17 protein-coding genes and 2 pseudogenes are annotated in these 17,028 nt (G+C 68.8%); 9 read left to right on the forward strand and 10 right to left on the reverse strand.

The window, feature by feature from the left end:
• Positions 1-430: 430 nt before the first annotated feature.
• The 5 genes from Q8A52_RS44750 to Q8A52_RS44770 are packed head-to-tail and all read right to left on the reverse strand — an operon-like array spanning position 431 to position 5,675.
• The gene (locus Q8A52_RS44750; RefSeq protein WP_316763477.1) at positions 431-1,594 is read right to left on the reverse strand and encodes an MFS transporter; all 1,164 of its coding nucleotides are present in this window, start codon (positions 1,592-1,594) and stop codon (positions 431-433) included.
• A complete protein-coding gene (locus tag Q8A52_RS44755; RefSeq protein WP_316763480.1) occupies positions 1,572-2,117 on the reverse strand; it encodes a GNAT family N-acetyltransferase in 546 nt (181 codons plus the stop codon). The genes Q8A52_RS44750 and Q8A52_RS44755 overlap by 23 nt, the downstream gene beginning before the upstream one ends.
• Positions 2,114-3,292: a type III PLP-dependent enzyme gene (locus Q8A52_RS44760; protein WP_316763483.1), complete on the reverse strand. Its 1,179-nt coding sequence runs from the start codon at positions 3,290-3,292 to the stop codon at positions 2,114-2,116. Before Q8A52_RS44760 ends, Q8A52_RS44755 begins: the two co-directional genes overlap by 4 nt.
• 8 nt (positions 3,293-3,300) lie before the next feature.
• Positions 3,301-4,620: a DUF6271 family protein gene (locus tag Q8A52_RS44765; RefSeq protein ID WP_316763485.1), complete on the reverse strand. Its 1,320-nt coding sequence runs from the start codon at positions 4,618-4,620 to the stop codon at positions 3,301-3,303.
• Positions 4,602-5,675, reverse strand: coding sequence for a phytanoyl-CoA dioxygenase family protein (locus Q8A52_RS44770; RefSeq protein WP_316763487.1), 1,074 nt, complete (start codon positions 5,673-5,675; stop codon positions 4,602-4,604). The genes Q8A52_RS44765 and Q8A52_RS44770 overlap by 19 nt, the downstream gene beginning before the upstream one ends.
• 283 nt (positions 5,676-5,958) lie before the next feature.
• Here Q8A52_RS44770 and Q8A52_RS44775 point away from each other — a divergent pair, with 283 nt between their 5' ends.
• Positions 5,959-7,470 (forward strand): glycoside hydrolase family 3 protein, encoded by a 1,512-nt coding sequence (locus tag Q8A52_RS44775; RefSeq protein WP_316763488.1) that lies wholly within the window; start codon positions 5,959-5,961, stop codon positions 7,468-7,470.
• A 115-nt stretch (positions 7,471-7,585) separates the two neighbouring features.
• Entirely contained in the window at positions 7,586-7,927 is a 342-nt protein-coding gene (locus Q8A52_RS44780) for a P-loop NTPase family protein (RefSeq protein WP_316763490.1), read from the forward strand.
• 213 nt (positions 7,928-8,140) lie between these two features.
• On the opposite strand, the gene Q8A52_RS44785 is transcribed toward Q8A52_RS44780, so the two are convergent.
• Positions 8,141-8,500, reverse strand: a complete 360-nt coding sequence (locus Q8A52_RS44785) for a nuclear transport factor 2 family protein (protein ID WP_316763492.1) — start codon at positions 8,498-8,500, stop codon at positions 8,141-8,143.
• Positions 8,501-8,525: 25 nt separating this feature from the next.
• Positions 8,526-9,311 carry an SDR family oxidoreductase gene (locus tag Q8A52_RS44790; RefSeq protein WP_316763494.1) on the reverse strand — a complete coding sequence of 262 codons (786 nt, stop codon included), beginning with the start codon at positions 9,309-9,311 and terminating at the stop codon, positions 8,526-8,528.
• Between the two features lie 99 nt (positions 9,312-9,410).
• On the opposite strand from Q8A52_RS44790, the gene Q8A52_RS44795 reads away from it, so the two are divergent.
• Positions 9,411-9,929 (forward strand): winged helix-turn-helix transcriptional regulator, encoded by a 519-nt coding sequence (locus tag Q8A52_RS44795; RefSeq protein ID WP_316763496.1) that lies wholly within the window; start codon positions 9,411-9,413, stop codon positions 9,927-9,929.
• Positions 9,930-10,022: 93 nt separating this feature from the next.
• Positions 10,023-10,148: an ATP-binding cassette domain-containing protein gene (locus Q8A52_RS44800; RefSeq protein WP_316763498.1), complete on the forward strand. Its 126-nt coding sequence runs from the start codon at positions 10,023-10,025 to the stop codon at positions 10,146-10,148.
• A 134-nt stretch (positions 10,149-10,282) separates the two neighbouring features.
• Here the strand turns inward: Q8A52_RS44800 and Q8A52_RS44805 are convergent.
• Positions 10,283-11,263, reverse strand: a pseudogene (locus Q8A52_RS44805) (IS256 family transposase); the annotation flags it as partial.
• 333 nt (positions 11,264-11,596) lie between these two features.
• Between Q8A52_RS44805 and Q8A52_RS44810 the strand changes: the two are divergent.
• The gene (locus Q8A52_RS44810; RefSeq protein ID WP_316763501.1) at positions 11,597-12,712 is read left to right on the forward strand and encodes a PP2C family protein-serine/threonine phosphatase; all 1,116 of its coding nucleotides are present in this window, start codon (positions 11,597-11,599) and stop codon (positions 12,710-12,712) included.
• Between the two features lie 181 nt (positions 12,713-12,893).
• Here the strand turns inward: Q8A52_RS44810 and Q8A52_RS44815 are convergent, their stop codons facing one another.
• Complete coding sequence (locus tag Q8A52_RS44815) at positions 12,894-13,451, reverse strand: TetR/AcrR family transcriptional regulator (protein ID WP_316763503.1); 558 nt, start codon at positions 13,449-13,451, stop codon at positions 12,894-12,896.
• 96 nt (positions 13,452-13,547) lie between these two features.
• On the opposite strand from Q8A52_RS44815, the gene Q8A52_RS44820 reads away from it, so the two are divergent.
• Entirely contained in the window at positions 13,548-14,156 is a 609-nt protein-coding gene (locus Q8A52_RS44820) for a DUF2867 domain-containing protein (protein WP_316763507.1), read from the forward strand.
• An 82-nt stretch (positions 14,157-14,238) separates the two neighbouring features.
• Positions 14,239-14,370: a hypothetical protein gene (locus tag Q8A52_RS44825; RefSeq protein WP_316763509.1), complete on the forward strand. Its 132-nt coding sequence runs from the start codon at positions 14,239-14,241 to the stop codon at positions 14,368-14,370.
• Positions 14,371-14,991: 621 nt separating this feature from the next.
• On the opposite strand, the gene Q8A52_RS44835 is transcribed toward Q8A52_RS44825, so the two are convergent.
• On the reverse strand, positions 14,992-15,717 hold the full coding sequence (locus Q8A52_RS44835; RefSeq protein ID WP_316763510.1) for a helix-turn-helix transcriptional regulator: 726 nt from the start codon (positions 15,715-15,717) through the stop codon (positions 14,992-14,994).
• A 69-nt stretch (positions 15,718-15,786) separates the two neighbouring features.
• On the opposite strand from Q8A52_RS44835, the gene Q8A52_RS44840 reads away from it, so the two are divergent.
• Together Q8A52_RS44840 and Q8A52_RS44845 are read left to right on the forward strand one after the other, a co-directional pair.
• On the forward strand, positions 15,787-16,227 hold the full coding sequence (locus tag Q8A52_RS44840) for a hypothetical protein (RefSeq protein WP_316763512.1): 441 nt from the start codon (positions 15,787-15,789) through the stop codon (positions 16,225-16,227).
• A 230-nt stretch (positions 16,228-16,457) separates the two neighbouring features.
• A pseudogene (locus tag Q8A52_RS44845) lies at positions 16,458-16,751 on the forward strand (helix-turn-helix domain-containing protein); the annotation flags it as partial.
• Positions 16,752-17,028 lie beyond the last annotated feature (277 nt).

Consider the following 17,028-nt stretch of genomic DNA (forward strand, 5'->3'; position numbering starts at 1 on the left):
GCACCGGATCAGTACATCAGCCGACGCCGGCTCGAGTAATACGGAAGGTGAATTTTCAGATTACACGAGGTGCGACCAATGAGAGCTCACCCTCTCCAGCGACGAGCACCCGTCTCCCACGCCCCTTTCGTTGACTGAGGAAAGCCAATCGCACCGCTCGGCTCGGATTACCCCGAGTCGTTTCCGCGAAAGACAAGCTCGGAATCTCAATCATCCGGGACGTCGGGTGCGGTCTCGTCGACGCAAGCGGTGGCCGCTTCCCCGCGCCGGCGAGCCTGCCGAGTGACGCAGCAAGTAGGTCTTCCCGACGCACGGGCGCTCGGGGCGATCGAGGGCAGCGAGACCGGACGGTCCCCGCGCGCGGTCCCTCCGCACTGCCCCCAGGCTCGCTTGGAGCGGCCGGACATCCCGTCTGTTAACCGCCCGTCGCTCAGCCGCTCACCGGCGTCCACCGGATCTGCGTGCTGGACAGGGAGACCACGGCCGCCGCTGCCGCGACCACCGCCAGGCCCCACACCAGGCTGCTCGAATTCGCCACGAAACCGATGAGTGGCGGCCCGGCCAGCAGACCCGTCGTGCCCATCGCGGCGACCAGTGCCAGCGCCTGCGAGCCCTGTTTCGCCGCAGCCACGTAGACGCAGGGGGTCACGGCTGCGCAGCCCAGTCCGACGCAGGCGAATCCGATCAGGGCCGCCGCCACTCCCCCGCTCACCAAGGCGAAGGCCAACCCGGCGGCGGCCACCGCGCTGCCGAGCAGGACGACGCGCCCGTCGCCCCAGCGGCTGCGCCAGCCGTCGGCGAAGAGCCGGGCCACCACCATCATGCCGGACACCACGGCGATGCCCATCGGCGCCAACTCTGTGGAGACCTTGGCGACTTCCCTCAAGTAGAGGGCGGACCAGTCGTTCATGGCGCCCTCGGTCACCGTGCCGAACGCCATGGCGCAGCACATCCAGAGCGTCATCCGGGACGGAAGGCTCCATCCGGTGCGGCTCTTGCTCTGCCTTTCCTCCGCGGGAGCCTCGTCTTCGAGAAGACCGGGGCGCGCCAGAGCCGCCAGCAGGACGAGGACCACGGCAGCCACGCCGAAATGTCCCGCGACGGAGGAGGTTGCCGCGTTCATAGCGGAGGCGAGCAGCGCCGCAAGCAGAGAGCCGGCACTGAACGTCGCGTGCAGCCGAGCCATGGCGTTGCGTTCGTACCGGGTCTCCAGTGCCGTTCCCTGTGCGTTCATGGCTACGTTCAGACACCCCACGCACACCCCGTCGGCCACCATGACCAGCAGGACGACCGGATAGTCCGGCGCCGCGGCGAGTGCGAGAAGCAGTAGGGCCAGACAGAGGGCCGACAGCAGTGCCAGCCGTGCGGAGCCCAGCCGCTTCACGAGCACCGGCACCAGGGGAAACGACGCCACCGCGCCGATGCCGGCCGCCATCAGCAGCACCCCCACCTCGGCCGCGGTCAGCCCGAGGTCCGCCTTGATGGCGGGGATGCGGGAGGCCCAGGTGGCGTACTGGAAGCCGAGGGAACAGAACAGTGCGGCGATGGCCAACTGGCCGCGGTGGAATGGATCATGGACAGGGAACACGTACATCAACTCGTTTCGTCGAGTCGGCCATCGCCTTGGACATGTAGACGGCGTTCGCGCCGTAACCGCCCGGGGAGATCCCCGGGTGCGCCCTGAACCCGCGCGCCGACCAGAAGGGCTCGCTGCAGCCGACGGCGATCAGCGAGATCCGCTCGAACCCGAGCGAACCGGCGGTCAGGGTCAGGTGGTTGAGGAGACGCTGCCCCAGTCCCCTGCCCCGCAGGCGCTCCGCGACGACGATGTCGTGCAGGTGCAGATTGCGCGGAGTGCGCGAGAGGACCGCCGGCTCCTCCGCCCGTTCGAGGTTCGGGTATCTGAAGGGGGGATACGGCAGTGCCAGCAGGTACCCGGCCGGCTGTGAGCCGACGTCCAGGACGAAACAGGTGTCCGGCGAGGCGTACGCCCTGGACTGCAGGGCCGCGCGCCCTTCCGAGAGGCCGAGTTCCGCATAGGTCCGGGATTCCATCGCCGCGATGGCGTCCCAGTCGGCGTCGGTGATGTGGCGTACGTGTACGCTGCCGCCGCTCATGGGCGTCCTCCGCCCGTGCAGGTGTACGGGAGCGGTGCGAAGCCGTTGAAGCCCCGCGTCGTGTAGCTGATCGCGTAGGCGCCGCTGGAGAGCACCCAGGCAGGATCGCCGGATGCCAGATCCCGGGGAACATGCACGAGGCCGTGTCCCTGGGGGTAGGCGTCGTCGCTGTCGCAGGTGGGACCCGCGACGACGGCGGGGACGTACTCGGCATGGGGGTGCGTGGGGAAGACGAGCGGGTACTGCAGCGCGTCCATCTCGTAGAGGCCGTTGAACTTGCCGCAGCTCAGGTAGAGCCAGTACTGGCGCTCGCCGTCGGGGCGGCGCCGCTCGGCCAACCGGGCCACGTGGGCCCGGATGGCCCCGTGGTCGGCGACGAGGTGGCGCCCCGGTTCCATGACGAACTCGAGGTGCTCGCCATGGACTTTCCTGAGGTGGCGTATTCCCTCGCGGATGACGGCGAAGATCTTGTCCAGTGGAGGGTCCAGTGGCATGCCGTGCCGGTCGAGGTATCCGAGAGCCGGCAGGCCGCCTCCGAGGTTGACGTGGTCCAGGACGATCCCACGCCGACCCAGGGCGGACAGAACGTCTGCCAGACGCTCGACGGCGCTGTGCCAGGCGTCCGCCGTCATCTGCTGGGAGCCGACATGCACGGACAGTCCGGAGGGTGTCAGGCCCTTCTCCGGCGCCGCCTGAAGGATGCGCACCGCGTCCGCGGGCATGCAGCCGAACTTGTCACTGAGCCCCCACAGCGCCCCTTCACCGCTGGTCGCCAGCCTGCAGAACACGCGGGCTCCCGGGGCGTGGACCGCGATGGCCGCCAGGTCTTCGATGCTGTCGGTCGCGAAGTCCCTGACGCCGAGGCGGTGGGCATCGGCGATGTCCCGGTCGGACTTGACGGTGTTGCCGTAGTGCATCCTGCCGATCGGCACGCCCGTGCGCAGCGCCTGCTCCAGTTCGCGGGGGCTTGCCCCGTCGACTCCGGCGCCCTTCCCGGCGAGGCAGGCGAGCACCTCGTCCACCGGGCAGGCCTTCATGGCGAATCGGACGGCGACGTCGGGCAGTTCGCGCCGCAGGGTGTCGTAGCGGTGTTCGATTCCGGTCAGGTCGAAGACGATCCGGTCCTCGGTCGCGCCGGCCAGCGCGGAGAGCAGTGGTGCGGACTCGTGCGTCATGGTCGCTCTCACCGTTGTTGCCCGGGCGCCGGGACTACGGAGGTGAGCGCGGCCGACCGCACCAGCAGCTCCCATGCCTCCACCAGCAGGGCGAAGTCCTCGATGTCGCTGCGTGCTTCGTCGAGGAGGCGGGCGCGGCGCTGCCACAGGAGGTCGGCGAACTCGGCGTATCTGCCGCCCAGTTTGCGGTACCCGGCGTCGAGGACGTCCAGTCGGTGGACGTTCTCGCTCCGGTCGAGCCCTGCGCTCTCCCTCGCCGGCAGGGCTACGGCCGACGCCCGCACCTGCCCCCGCTCATCGAGCAACGACGCGCCGGTCCGGGCCATTTGGTCGTAGACGAAGTTGAAGTAGAGCATCGACAGCAGGAACTTGACGAAGCGCAGCTGGTAGGCCATGAACCCGGAGTCGGTGCGGCGTTCGCCGGTGTAGAAGTTGACGATGTTCCGGTTGTGCAGGACGCCCGGCAGTGCGGTGGCGTGGACCAGGTGGATCAGGAAGTAGTCGCTGCCGATCGTGTCGGTCGCGGGCGGCAGGGGCACGTGTTCGTGCACGCCGTGGAAGGCGATGTTGCACATGTCCACACGCATGGGGTCGACCACGGTCAGCGTGGAGTGGTCCACGGTGAAGGCGTCCGTGTCCGCGCCCCGGAAGGACTCGTCTACGAGTTGCCTCTTCCGCTCGTCGGACCAGTGCACGGGCGCCCACAGACCGACCATGTCGTGGTAGACGTCGGGGTCGATCCGGAGTATCTCGCCGATGTCCACTGACAGTTCGCCGATGAAGGAGCTGCCGACCATCGCGACCTTTCGGTTCATGTGATCGGTGGCCAGTGCGATCTCGGTGACGTGGGGCGCAGCGTCGGCCGCGCGCCTGCCGAGCGACGTCAGCTCGTGGTGGATGGGGAAGACGGTCTGGCCGTTCACGACCTGGTATCGGCTGTCGGAGTCCCTGCGGTGGACGGACTCGCAACCGAGCGCGGCGGCGACGAGGAAGGCGCGGTTGGTGCAGGCTCCGTAGGACACGCCGGCCGGCAGCATCAGATCCAGCAGGAGGTCGGGTTTCACCGCTCCGGCCCGGTCGATCACCCGCCGGAGGAAGTCCCGCTGCCGTGCCTCGTCGAGATGGTGTACGGCGATCCGCGGATTGCCGGGTATGCGGCGCACGGCCTCGGCGTGCTCGGCGTACACGGGCGCGGCGCAGGAGTCCAGGATCAGGAGGTGCACCTCTGTGTCGAAGTGCTCGGTGGCGTAGGCCGCTTCCTCGGCCACGGCCGCGATGGTCGCCGTGCAGGGCCTGTTGGTCGGCAGGGTCAGACAAATTCGGCGCATGTCTCTTCTCCGGCCGGCTCGACCGCCTCGTCGAGGTCTGCTCCGCTCCAGGACGTGAGGCCCAGCAGCTTGGCCCCGAGTCCGTCGAGGCGGGCCCTGCCGTACCGCAGGGATTCATGGCTTGTGGCGTCGCCGAGCAGCGTCGCGTTCCAGTCGGGGGTGCTGAGGGTGCGCCACGAATCGGCCCGGGAACGCCGCAGGGTTTGGTGGGACTCCAGCGCCGGCATCATCGACAGGTACTGGACCGCACGCACTTCCCCGCCGGAGGTGTTCGGTGCCACGCCGTGCGCGAGCAGGCCGTTGAAGATCAGCAGGTCGCCGGCCTCGAGTTCGGGTCGCACCACGGGGAACGCCGCGCGGTCGATCCTGGGCCGGATCGGGTCACGGTCGTCCGGCTGCAGCGCCTTCCACCGGTCGAACTGCCTGAACAGCTCGGGGCAGCACTGGAAGCCGCCGAGTTCGGGCCTGGTGTGGTTCAGGGCGATGATCCCCTGAACTCGCTGCGGCGGTATGCCGAGTGTGGTGTCGACGTCCCAGTGGAGCTCGATGTCGAAGCCCTGCTCGGTGCGCGGGATCAGGGCCCGGTCACGGTTCTTGATGTTGGGCGGGTTGAGGTTGAGCCGGTCGAGCGTCACCCACAGCTCTTCGCAGTCCCAGACGTCGACGAACGCGTCGTAGACCCGCCGCGTCTGGCGGCTGTCCCAGATGAGCTGGTGGTGGTAGGCCTCGACGAAGCCGTAGATGTGCAGTTCCCGGTCGAGGTCGGAGCGGTACTCGCGGTCCTCGTACCAGGTCTCCGGACGCTCGGGGTCGAGTCCCTGGAACTCCCAGGCGAAGTCCAGCAGTTGCCGGGCATGGGCGGCGGGGATCGCCTGCTTCACCACGACGTAGCCGTAGGTCTGCCATAAGGAGAAGTCCTCCTCGGAGAGGACGCGCAGCGGGCGAGTCTTCTTCAGGTCCCGCAGGGGTGTCTGGGCGAGATAGGTCTCGCCGTCCGAGCTGAAGTAGGGGATGTTCGAAGGGGCTCGATGGAGATAACGGTCAGTCGTGGACATACGGTGCTCCACATCTCGATCTCAGGTACCGGCGACCCCAACCGGGTCACCAACTGCGCGGAGCGAAGGGCGGCGGCCATTTCGGCAGGGTCACTGCACCACAGGCCACACCAGCCCCTCTTCGAACTCGCGTCCCACTAACTTGGACTAGACCAACTCGACATGTCAAACACCGCAGCTGAGGGCGCGTTTTCGCCAAGTAGGCGCGATTCGGGCCCACTTGACAAGAGCGGTTAGCCTGAGCGGAGACGTATTGGTCTGTACCAAGAGAAGGGTGCATTCGATGGTCTCCAGCAAGCACGGCATGGAGTTGCGACGACTGGCGCGCTCCGTGCTGCAGCCGGGGTTCGTGGGCACCGAGGCGCCCGACTGGGTGCTGCGCGAGATCGCCGACGGGCTGGCATCGGTGGTGCTCTTCTCCCGCAACATCGCCACGACCGCACAGGTAGCCCGACTGACCGGCCGACTACGCGCGGAGAACCCCGAGTTGATCATCGCGATCGACGAGGAGGCCGGCGACGTCACCCGGATCGAGTCCGCGACCGGCTCCACCCGGCCGGGCAACCTCGCCCTCGGAACGGTCGACGACACCGAGCTGACCGAGGCCGTCGCCGCCGACCTGGGCCGCCAGCTGCACGCCGCCGGCGTGAGCCTCGACTACGCGCCCAGCGCGGACGTCAACTCCAACCCCGACAACCCGATCATCGGGGTCAGGTCCTTCGGCGTCGACGCCAAGGTGGTGTCACGGCACACCGGCGCCTGGATCCGGGGACTCCAGTCGGCCGGTGTCGCCGCCTGCGCCAAGCACTTCCCCGGCCACGGCGACGTGGCCGTCGACTCCCACCACGGACTGCCCGTCTACGACGCCGACCGCGCGCAAATCGCCGAACAGGCTCTGCCGCCGTTCCGCGCCGCCCTCGAAGCGGGCGTCCGTGCGGTGATGAGCGGCCACCTGCTGGTCCCCGCCTACGACCCCGACCTGCCCGCCACCCTGAGCCGGCGCATCCTGGACGAACTGCTGCGTCAGGAGCTCGGGTTCGACGGCATCATCGTCACCGACGCCATCGAGATGGGTGCCGTGGCCCACCTCTACGGGATCGGCGGAGCCACGGTCAGAGCCGTCGCCGCCGGTGCCGACGCCGTCTGCGTCGGTGGCGAGAACGCGGAGGCGGCCACCGCCAGCCTGCTCGTGGACGCCCTCGCCGACGCCGTCGTATCGAGGGATCTTCCTGAGGAACGGCTCGAGGAAGCAGCCCGCCGGGTCCGGGAGTTCGCGTCCTGGTCGACAAGCCTGCGCCCGACCCATGCCGCTGTCTGGGACGCCGCCGGCATCGGCTTCGCGGCCGCCCGCCGGGCCATCCGCCTGCACGGAGCCGTACAGCACGTCCTGCCCCTGGTCAACGCACCGCACGTCGTCGAACTCGTACCCACCACCAACCTGGCCATCGGCAAGGAGACCCCTTGGGGCGTGGCCACCCCACTGGGCGAACGGCTGCCCGGAACGACCTCTGTCCGGGTGCGCCGCGAGGACCTGCGATCACGGACCACCGCCCTGCAGACGCACGCACTGGCGCCCGCCGCGGGACGACCCCTGGTCGTGGTCGTCCGCGACGCCTCTCGGCACGCGTGGATGGCGCGCGCCCTCGCCGACCTCGTCACGGCACGTCCCGACGCGATCGTCGTGGAGATGGGCCTGCCGGGCGCCCCTGTTCCCGGAGCGGCTCAGATCTTCACACACGGCGCCACCGCCGCGTCCGGGGTGGCCGCCGCAGAGGTCCTGGCGGGTGCCCTTTAGTGCAGGCGAAGGGGCAACCACTGCTAGGAAGTATTGACGGTCAGTCAGCTCTCTCCTACGTTCCCGCGGCCGGCGGCGGAAACCCGCAGTCTCGGCCAGGGAGCTTCTGACCCAGGTGAGGCTCGGCGAACGGATGCACGCGCTGCCTCAGCAGCTGTCCGGTAGAGAGCCGACGCGGGCCGGACTGGCCGTTGCGCCGGCCAACACGCCCGCTGTCCTGCTCGCCGACGAGCCCACCGGCGAACAGGACGGAGAGACGAAGCGGGTGGTCTTCGCGATGCTGCGGGACCGGGCCGCCCTGGGGTGCGCGGTGCTGATCGTGACGCACAGCGCCGAAGTCGTGCGTGCGGAGCGCAGACCGGGTGATCACGCTGGAGGACGGCAGGGCCACCGACGGCCCGGCCCCGGCGGGCCCTCACCTGCCGCAAGAAGTGCACCATGGCAGCGGATGAGGTGATGGGGATCTTTGAATCTCCTCACCCTGTGCTGAGGATGGCCCCGGAGTTGCGCGCCTTGATTCCTCAGGCGTGCAAGTGCTGATCTGCGGGTTGCCGAACTTGAGGGCTGGCTCTTGGTCAGGTGGCTGGGTGGGCACGAGGGCTGGGACGGGGCGGTCCGGGGGTGGGTGGGGTCTCTCTCGTGGGCGGGAACAGGTGGTGTGGAAGCGGGTTCAGGGTTCGATGGTGAGGTGTTCGATGAGGTCGTCGCGCAGCGTGAACCGATAGCGGAGATCGATGGTGCCGCCGGGGAAGTTGCCTTCGAGGTGGTGTGTGGCGATGTAGTGGGCCGTGTCGGTCTGCTGGGCGTTCGTGAGGTGGATGGTGTAGGTGAATTCGGTGGCGGATCGGTCCAGCCACCGCTCGATCGCGGCGCTTCCCTGGTAGGTATTGCCGTCGTCGATCACTGTGGCGTCGTCGGTGAACGTCGTGACCGCGGTGGCGGTGTCGTGGACGCGGTGCGCTGTGAGGTAGCGGGTGATCACCTCGGGCAGGTCGTCCGGGGTGATGGTCCGGGGCTGGTTGTCGTGCATGACGCTCCTGATGGTGGTGGCGTGTTCAGACGGTGGGGGTGGTACCGCCGTCGATGACGTGTTCGGCGCCGACGATGGCCGAGGCGCGGTCGGAGACGAGGAAGGCGACGAGCTCGGCGACCTCCTCGGGCCGGTTGGGACGGCCGAGCGGGATGCCTCCCAGGGAGTCCATGAGCCGGCCCAGCGCCGCTTCCTGGCTGATACCGGCGTCGTGGGCGATCCGGGTGACGAGGTTGTCGGCGGCCGAGGTCTGGACGAAGCCGGGCGAGACGGTGTTGACGCGGACGCCGTGCGGGGCGACCTGGTTGGCCAGGCCCTTGCTGTAGGTGGTCAGGGCGGCCTTGGCGGCGGCGTAGGCCAGGGTGCCGTTCCACAGCGGCATGCGGCGCTGGATCGAGGTGACGTGCACGACCGCGCCCTTGCCCGTGGCGATCATGTGCGGGAGGAGTGCGCGGTCCAGGCGGACGGCGGCCAGCAGGTTCGTGTTCAGCTCCCTTGCCCAGTCGTCCTCGCCGAGCGCGGCGAATCCTCCTGCTGGTGCCTCGGAGCCGCCGAGGGTGTTGACCAGGATGTCGACGCCTCCCATGCGGGCGTCCACCTCGGAGGCGACGTGGGCGGCGCCCTGGGCGGTGGACAGGTCGGCGGTGATGAACGTCTTCTCATCGACGTCGTCGGGGCGGCTGCGGGCGGTGACCAGCACGGTCGCGCCGGCCTCGGCGAGCCGTCGGGCGATCGCGGCTCCGGTGCCCTTGGTGCCGCCGGTGACCAGAGCGCGTCGGCCTTCGAGGGATTCGCTGATGGATGTGGTCACGTTGTGCTCCGTTCCCGGGCGCGGGTATGCGAGGCGACGCCCCTGTCTCGACTGCTAAAATAGAAGCTACTAACTTCGACTTTAGCAGTAACTGAGGGGATGGTCGCCGTGGCGAGCCGGATCAGGCTGGAGGACCGGGAGTGCCCGCTGTCCACGACGGTGGAACACGTCGGCGAATGGTGGACACTGCTGATCCTCCACGACGCCTTCGACGGCTACACCCGCTTCGACCAGTTCCAGGAGAGCCTGGGCATCTCCTCCAGCATGCTCACCACCCGGCTGAAGACCCTGGTCGCCGACGGCCTGCTGGAGCGCCGGCCCTACCAGACCAGCCCCGTCCGGCACGAGTACGTCCTGACCGAACTCGGGCGCTCCCTGCGCCCGGTGATCGTCGCCCTCGCCGCGTGGGGCAACTCCCGCCTCACGCCGACGGAGCGCAGCATGATCCTCGTCGACGCGCACACCGGCGAGGAAGTCGAGCCCGTCGTCGTCGACGCCAGAACCGGCCGCCGACTCGACGACAGCGCCGCCTACGTCTTCACCGCAGGCCCCGCAGCCAGCGACGCGATGCGCACCCGCTACGCGGCACGGCCGGCCATTCCCGCGGAAGAGGCGTAAGTCCGCCCGGAAGAGCCTCGTACAGCCTTGAGCAGGGCCGCGAGCACGGGCTGCACCTGACCAGCCTCGCGGCACCGGCTTGTCGCCGGCGTGATGCACGGTGCCAACCTGGAGATCGGGGCCGGCGATCGGCTCGCAGTCGTCGGCCCCTCCGGGTCGGGCAAGAGTTCGCTGCTGCACCTGCTGGCAGGGCTCGAACAGCCCATCAGCGCACGCTGACCCGGGCCCCTCCCTGGGTCCGTACGACATCGGCCTGGTCTTCCAGGGGACAGCCTGATCCCGGCCCTGACCGTGGTCGAGAACACCGTTCTCCCCCTGGTCCTCGCCGACCGGCCGGAGGACGAGGCCCGGCTCCAGGCTGCTTGCCGGGTCCGGACGATCGCCGGGTAGCGCACGCCCGGGTCAGAGGCGGCGAACGTGTCCAGGGCCTGCTCGGTCGGTGCGCTGTAGATCGCTTTGAGCGCCGGCACCAGCTTGGGATGGCCCCCTCTTCGAAGCGAACCGCAGCGAGGCCCGGACCAGATGGATCACGCAGGTCTGGACTGTGGCCTTCGGCCAGGTCGCCGTCACCGCCTCGGGCAGGCCCTTGAGACCGTCGCAGGCGGCGATGCGTACGACCTCGACGCCGCGCTTGCGCAGCTCCGAGAACACCGCCATCCAGGTCGTGGCGCCCTCGCCTTCGGCGCCGACCCACAGTCCCAGCACGTCCTTGCAGCCGTCCATGTCGACCCCGACGGCCACGTAGACCAGCCGGCTGACCACCGCCCGGAGCGGATCCTCACCCACAGGGCGTCGATGTAGATGATCGGCCAGACCGCATTCAGCGGCCGGTTCTGCCATGCGGCCAGCTCGTCCACGACCGCGTCGGTCACCGTGCTGATCAAGTCCGGGGAGACCTCGACGCCGCAGATGGCCGTCAGGTGCGAGCGGATGTCCCGCACGCTCATGGCCCGCGCGTACAGCGACAGGATCCGGTCGTTGAAGCCCGCCGGCCGCCGGGCACTCTTCGGCACGATCTTCGGATCGAACTCTGCGTTGCGGTCCCGTGGCACGGCCAGTGTCACCGCCCCGGCATCGGTCAGCACCGTCTTGGGCGAAGTGCCATTGCGGCTGTTGTCCGATCCCTGGCCGGCAGGATCATGCTTCTCATAGCCCAGGTGGCCGCTCGTCTCGGCTTCCCGGGCCCGTTCCAGCACGGCCCGGGTCACCTCGGTCAACAGCCCGCCCTCACCGAGCAGGGCAGCCCCGGAGGCATCGGCGCGGTCCATCAACCGCTCGACGACCTCATCCACCAGGTCATCCGACTCGACGACCGGATTCTCCTTGTTACTCATGTCCGTCCGATCCGGGACGGACCTGCAGCGATCCCTCGCCACCCTGCCACGTCACGGACTTCGGCGAGCCGTCCGTCCTGCTTGTGGGTGCTCACCGCCTGAAGGCGAGTTGGTCGATGGGAGAGGCGATGGAGTCGAAGTGCGGCGCCCGGGTGCGCCATAGCGCTGGGGGAGGTACCGGTCACGGCCTCACGGCCCCGGACGCCCGGGATGCGATGAGTGGAACAGTCCACTTCAGCGAGGCAGGCTGTACCCATGCGGACGCTCTTCCGCCCAGCCCCTCCGTCCAGAGCGGGCGGTCAAAGCCGGGCTCTTTTCCGAGTCGCGCAGTGCATGCCGTTCGTGATCATACTGCTCGGGCTGGGGATCGAGCTCTCGCCTGCGCACGATATCTACACCGGCCCTCTTCTCGTCGCGATGCCGGCCTTGGCTTCGCTGACGATGGGCCCGAAAGGCACCCTCGCGGCAGCGGCTGGAGCCCTGGCCGTCAGCCTGGCCACCACCATCCTGCACGAGGCGTGGGGTGGCCTGCTGATCTACAGCAACCTCCTGGGGCTCCTCGTGGTGTCCGTGGCCAGTGTCATCACGAGTAAAGCCGTGCGCACGCGCAGGCAGACCGAGCTCAACCAGGTCCGCCGGGTCGCCGTGGCAGCACAACGAGTCCTGCTGCGGCCCGTACCTGCCCGGCTGGGGCCGCTACGGGCGGCCAGCATCTATCTCGCGGCCGAGACGGGAGCGCAGATCGGCGGCGATCTGTATGAGGCCGTAGAGACCCGGTACGGGGTCCGGATGATCGTGGGCGACGTCCGCGGCAAAGGACTGCCTGCTGTGGGTTTGGCCGCGGCCGTGCTGAACGCCTTCCGGGAGGCCGCGCACTACGAGGACGACCTGGTGGAGGTGATGAACCACTGCACGGCTGCGCTGCACCGGGAGCGAGCCGCGCCGGGCGCGGTCGACCAGGACGAGAGGGAGGACCAGGCGGAGGATTTCGTCACTGCGCTCGTGGCTCAGGTGCCCGACGGCCTCGAGGTCCAGGTGTTCAATCGCGGCCATCCGCCTCCGCTGCTACTGAGCCAGGGCAAGGTTCACGCCCTGATGCCCAGCTCACCACTGCCACCCCTGGGCCTGGACGACTTCATCACCGGTCCTCCCGCCAAGGCGGAGAGCTATCCGCTCGCACCCGGTGACCGCCTGCTGCTGCACACCGACGGCGTGATCGAAGCCCGCAATCCTGACAGCATCTTCTTCGCCTTGACCGAGGCCATGGAAACCGTGCCCACCTGCACTCCGTCGCAGTTCCTGGAACAACTGCAACAGGCATTGATCCGTCACACCGGGGGCCACCTGGCGGACGATGCGGCGATGATCGTCGTTGACCGGCTCGATGAAGAAGCGGGCGAACCAGAAGCCGGCGTAGCTGATGCCTCCCGAAGTGACAGACCGCATTGATCTTCCAGCCACGTCCTGAGCGCAGGGGTCCGCAAGGCCCGGGTCGAGTCCCTGAGGCCCCTGCGCCTGGCCCGCTACGGCATCTCCCTGGCGGAAACGGCCTCGGCAGGCCTGGCAGTGGCAGGGCCTCGCCACATGTCTCATCACCCACCGGCGCGTTCGGCGCCTTTGTTAGGACCTCTTAGCCCAACAACCGGTCCCTGACCGCGGCGAGGACTTCCGTGCGGCTGCGCGGGCCGTTGTCGGCTGCGATGAGGTGGTCGCCGATGCGCAGTGAGAAGGTGATCAGGCAGCGGGCCTCGACATCGCCCTCGTCGGGACAGAAAGCCCCGTAGAGCTCGCGCAGATAGTCCATGCGCCGGTTGTCGGCCCGGCGGAGGCAACGGGCAACGCCTTCGTCGCGCCGGGCCCAGTCGCGGATCGCGAGCTCGACCCCGGCACTGGTCACGGGCGTCTCGCTCGTGCCCACGAAGTCGAAGAGCCGCCCGAGGCGCTCGCGAGCGTCGCCCCCGTCGCGCTCGATCCGCTCGATGACGTCCTCGGTGACCCCGCGCTCCCAGGTGTCGAGCATCTCCTCCAGCAGGGCGGCGCGGTTGCGGAAGTAGCCGTAGAAACCGCCCTTGCTGACGCCGAGAACCTGGGCGAGAACCTCGACCCGGACAGCCTCGGGGCCGCCAGCGGCGAGCGCCCGCAGCCCCTCCTCGATCCACTTGTCCCGCGGCGTACGGATCGCGCCCATGCTGTGTCTCCCCTCGCATGTCCCGGCCAAGTATACGGAGCCGTATAGATGGCTCTATGCTCGATCTATACGTCACCGTATAGACAGGGGCCTGCCATGAGCGATCTGCGCCTTCCCTCGACCGAGCACATGTCCCGCCCTTGGCGGATCCACGAGATCGCCGGCGACTTCCGGCTCGAGGACCTGTGGGCGCTGCCGACGCCGGGTGGCCCGGACGACTTGCACCACTTGGTCCAGCAGATGGCGAACGGCAAAGGCGGTCCGGACGGCGGCAACCCTGTGGGCCGCTTCCTTTTCGCGGTGCGCTGGAAGCTCGGCGCGCTGCTCGGCTGGGACAGGCCGGGCTCGGGCGTCGGCGGCCGGGTGGCGTCGCTGCGCGACCGGCTGCCGGACGACCTGCGCGAGGGGCCGCGGGGGCCCGACCTCAGCGCGGCGCCCTTCACATCGGTCTTCCAGACACACGACGAGTGGGCCGCCGAGTACGCCAACAAGACCATGCACGGGGTGATGCACGTCGGCTGGGTCCCCGACGGGAACGGCAGCTACCGCGGCCAGATGGCCGTCCTGGTGAAGCCCAACGGCCGCTTCGGCTCTCTGTACATGCTCGGCATCAAACCCTTCCGGTACCTGGGGGTGTACCCGGCCCTGATGCGATCGATCGGCCGGGAGTGGCGAGAGAACACGGCCCGCCGAACGGCACGCTGACGCCTCTCCTCCCCGTAACCCAGGCTCCGCCCCCGCCCCGCTCCTCAAACACCGGCGGGCTTGGGCGGAGGCACAAGAGTTCATGGTGAAGGTGTTCTACCTGCCACTCCGCAGCCTCAGCCTCGAAGCGATCGAGACCACCACGGACCAGGCGCTGACTCGCCAACCGACCGGCATCCAAGGATCAGCAGCGAACTTCACCAAGACCGCTTAGAGGTCCTAACAAAGGCGCCGAACGTGCCGGTGGGTGATGAGACATGTGGCGAGGCCGAGAAATGCTTCGCGTATGTCATCGCGTCGCTCCCATCGGATCGAAGCCGACGGAAACCGTGCAGCCAGCTGATCGTCCGCTTGACCACCCAACGAAAGACGCGCAGGCCAGCCCCACGGCTCTGGCCTCGCTGTGCAATCACGGGGCGGATGCCGCGGGCCCAGAGCAGACGCCGGTACTTGTCGTGGTCGTAGCCGCGGTCGGCAAGCAGGGCGCGGACGAGCCGGGCTTCGTGGGCGGCGACCGCTCTCGAAGCCGAGCCGTCCGCCCAGGGACGCAGTGCGCTGCGTCCAGATCCTGACTCGTCCGTCACGTACCCAGGGCGACCCGGTGCGCCGAACCGGCCCCGCGGCACCATCTACAGCTCTTCACCGAACTGGAACACCCTGAGGACTAGGGGTTCCACCGAGGTGGACCGATACGCTCCGCGGATGCGGACGCGAGCACGCACAAAACGGTCCTGCGCACCACCACAGGCCCCGTGATCACTCATCTCTTCCGTCCATCCCGGCTGACGGCCACGCGCAGCACGCCGCGCCGCCAGCGCTCTGGTCCGAAGTCACCTCAGGAAGGCCGTGCGGTCGCGGGCGGGGAGGGAGCCGGATCCAGACGGACGCAGCAGTGGCCGGGGCCGGGGTCCAGGCGCGCCTGGAGGCCGCCTTCACCGAGCCCGTCGAGGACGCCGCCGAGCAGGTGGAGGTTCATGCCGCACACCGTCTGGGTGTGCTCGCGGGCGAGCGCGTGGAAGGGACAGTTGCCCAGGAGGATGGCGTCACCGTCATGGCGCGGCTCGAACCCGTACCGCTCCAGCAGGTCGAACACATCTGCCTGGCCCTGGGCGCCGAACAGTGTGCCCAGCTCGTGGGCCTTTCGGTGCAGGCATGTCCGCACCGGTTCACCGGTGGCTTCCGATTCCTCCACGGCCTGGGCGAGGAGCCGTCCGGCCAGTTCGTAGTGCCGTTCGGGCAGGCTGACGGTGACTTGCTGGGCGGAGCGCTTGTAGAGCTTGGCGGGCCGGCCCGCTCCCGGACCGGTACGTCCGCTGCGCCGCTCGTAGACGACATCGAGCAATGACGCGTCGGCCAGGCGGTCCAGATGGAACGCCGCGGTCTGCCGGGCCAGGCCCAGTGCCTCGGCGGCTTCGTCGCGGCTGACCGGTCCCGGCTGGCGCACGACGTGATCGTAGAGCCTTTTGCGGGTCGGCTCGTCCAGAGCGGCAACGGCGGAGACGTCGGTAGGGGGTGCTGGCTTGGAGTGGTCCACAAGCACCAGTGTAAAACCCATAGCCATTGACTAAAGAAGATTCGCGCGCTTCTATGAATAGTGAGAGTTGTCTATAGAAGGAAAGGTGCGTGCGTCATGGTGTCCGCAACCACCCCCACCACCCCGGCCAGCTCCACGCGGCGGGCCGTTCTCACTGACCCCGGCTACCAGGCGTTCGTCATCCTGCGCACCGGGTTCACGGTCGCGCCGATCCTGTTCGGGCTGGACAAGTTCGCCAACCTGCTCGTGGACTGGCCCACCTACCTCGCGCCGTGGATCAACGACGTTGTTCCGGGCAGCGCCCAGGCAGCCATGTACGCGGTGGGTGTGATCGAGATCGTGGCAGGCGTCGTCGTGGGCCTGGCCCCCCGCTTCGGAGGATGGCTGGTCGCCGCCTGGCTGGGCGGCATCATCGTCGACCTGTTGAGCATCCCCGGCTACTACGACATTGCTCTGCGCGACTTCGGGCTCCTGCTCGGGGCGGTCGCCCTGGCCCGGCTCGCCCAGGGCTATCACGGCAAGCGGCAGCCGCACTGACAGAAGCCGCAGGGCACAGTCGGCGTGGAGGCGGGTGAACGCCAGGGGCTGACCCGCCTCACACGTGTCCGATAACCCGCCCCCATGGCGCGTGGGCGCGGGGAACGGCATCTGATCCGAGGCTGCCGGCCGGGGGCTTGCGCCCGGGCGGCTACGTTCCGCTGCGGGAGTACGCGGTGATCGGTGACGGCCGCGCAGCCGCGTTGTGGTTGTCGCGGTAGGCCGGTCGTATGAGGTATCCGCAAGGGGGCGGGCTGACCGCGGAGCGAGGGGCGTTTCGCGAGCACATCCGGATGCAGGCAGCGGAGTTGTTCGCCCTGGGACACGACAGTGCCGCGATCGCCAAGCAGTTACGTGTCAGCGTGCAGTCGGTACACCGATGGCGCCAGGCATGGGGGCACGGCGGATCGTCAGCCCTGGAGTCAGCGGGGCCGGCGTCCAGGCCCAAGCTGAGCGAGGCGCTGTTCGCCGTCCTCGAGCAGGAACGTGCCAAGGGGCCGGTATCGCGACTGGTGCAGGATCAAGGCCGCGGCCGGGAACCGGCAGGGCCTGCACATCGCCATCACCCGCGTCCAGCAGATCAACCGGGCCCTGGACTGCTCATTGGAATTGGAGACCGAGCAGCTCATCAACGAGCTCATCAACGGCCCGGACACACGGCAGTACGCAAGGTCCTTTGACGTGCTCCCTGGCCTAAAGTCCAGGGATTCCGGTCTGGGTCGGCTGACCCTTCCGGGGGCTTCCTGCTTCACCGCGCTGTGCCGGGACTTTCGTCCTGGTCTTACCGGCGCTCCACGAGGC

Source organism: Streptomyces herbicida (assembly GCF_032656585.1).
Classification (GTDB): domain Bacteria; phylum Actinomycetota; class Actinomycetes; order Streptomycetales; family Streptomycetaceae; genus Streptomyces; species Streptomyces herbicida.

Coding starts and splice junctions, on each gene's coding strand:
- Q8A52_RS44815 (WP_316763503.1), bottom strand. CDS start 13,451: ATGGGCGCGATCCGTACGCCGCGGGACAAGTGGATCGAGGAGGGGCTG.
- Q8A52_RS44795 (WP_316763496.1), top strand. CDS start 9,411: ATGGTCGCCGTGGCGAGCCGGATCAGGCTGGAGGACCGGGAGTGCCCG.
- Q8A52_RS44800 (WP_316763498.1), top strand. CDS start 10,023: ATGCACGGTGCCAACCTGGAGATCGGGGCCGGCGATCGGCTCGCAGTC.
- Q8A52_RS44750 (WP_316763477.1), bottom strand. CDS start 1,594: ATGTACGTGTTCCCTGTCCATGATCCATTCCACCGCGGCCAGTTGGCC.
- Q8A52_RS44770 (WP_316763487.1), bottom strand. CDS start 5,675: ATGTCCACGACTGACCGTTATCTCCATCGAGCCCCTTCGAACATCCCC.
- Q8A52_RS44835 (WP_316763510.1), bottom strand. CDS start 15,717: ATGGCTATGGGTTTTACACTGGTGCTTGTGGACCACTCCAAGCCAGCA.
- Q8A52_RS44840 (WP_316763512.1), top strand. CDS start 15,787: ATGGTGTCCGCAACCACCCCCACCACCCCGGCCAGCTCCACGCGGCGG.
- Q8A52_RS44760 (WP_316763483.1), bottom strand. CDS start 3,292: ATGACGCACGAGTCCGCACCACTGCTCTCCGCGCTGGCCGGCGCGACC.
- Q8A52_RS44775 (WP_316763488.1), top strand. CDS start 5,959: ATGGTCTCCAGCAAGCACGGCATGGAGTTGCGACGACTGGCGCGCTCC.
- Q8A52_RS44755 (WP_316763480.1), bottom strand. CDS start 2,117: ATGAGCGGCGGCAGCGTACACGTACGCCACATCACCGACGCCGACTGG.
- Q8A52_RS44820 (WP_316763507.1), top strand. CDS start 13,548: ATGAGCGATCTGCGCCTTCCCTCGACCGAGCACATGTCCCGCCCTTGG.
- Q8A52_RS44765 (WP_316763485.1), bottom strand. CDS start 4,620: ATGCGCCGAATTTGTCTGACCCTGCCGACCAACAGGCCCTGCACGGCG.
- Q8A52_RS44825 (WP_316763509.1), top strand. CDS start 14,239: ATGGTGAAGGTGTTCTACCTGCCACTCCGCAGCCTCAGCCTCGAAGCG.
- Q8A52_RS44810 (WP_316763501.1), top strand. CDS start 11,597: ATGCCGTTCGTGATCATACTGCTCGGGCTGGGGATCGAGCTCTCGCCT.
- Q8A52_RS44785 (WP_316763492.1), bottom strand. CDS start 8,500: ATGCACGACAACCAGCCCCGGACCATCACCCCGGACGACCTGCCCGAG.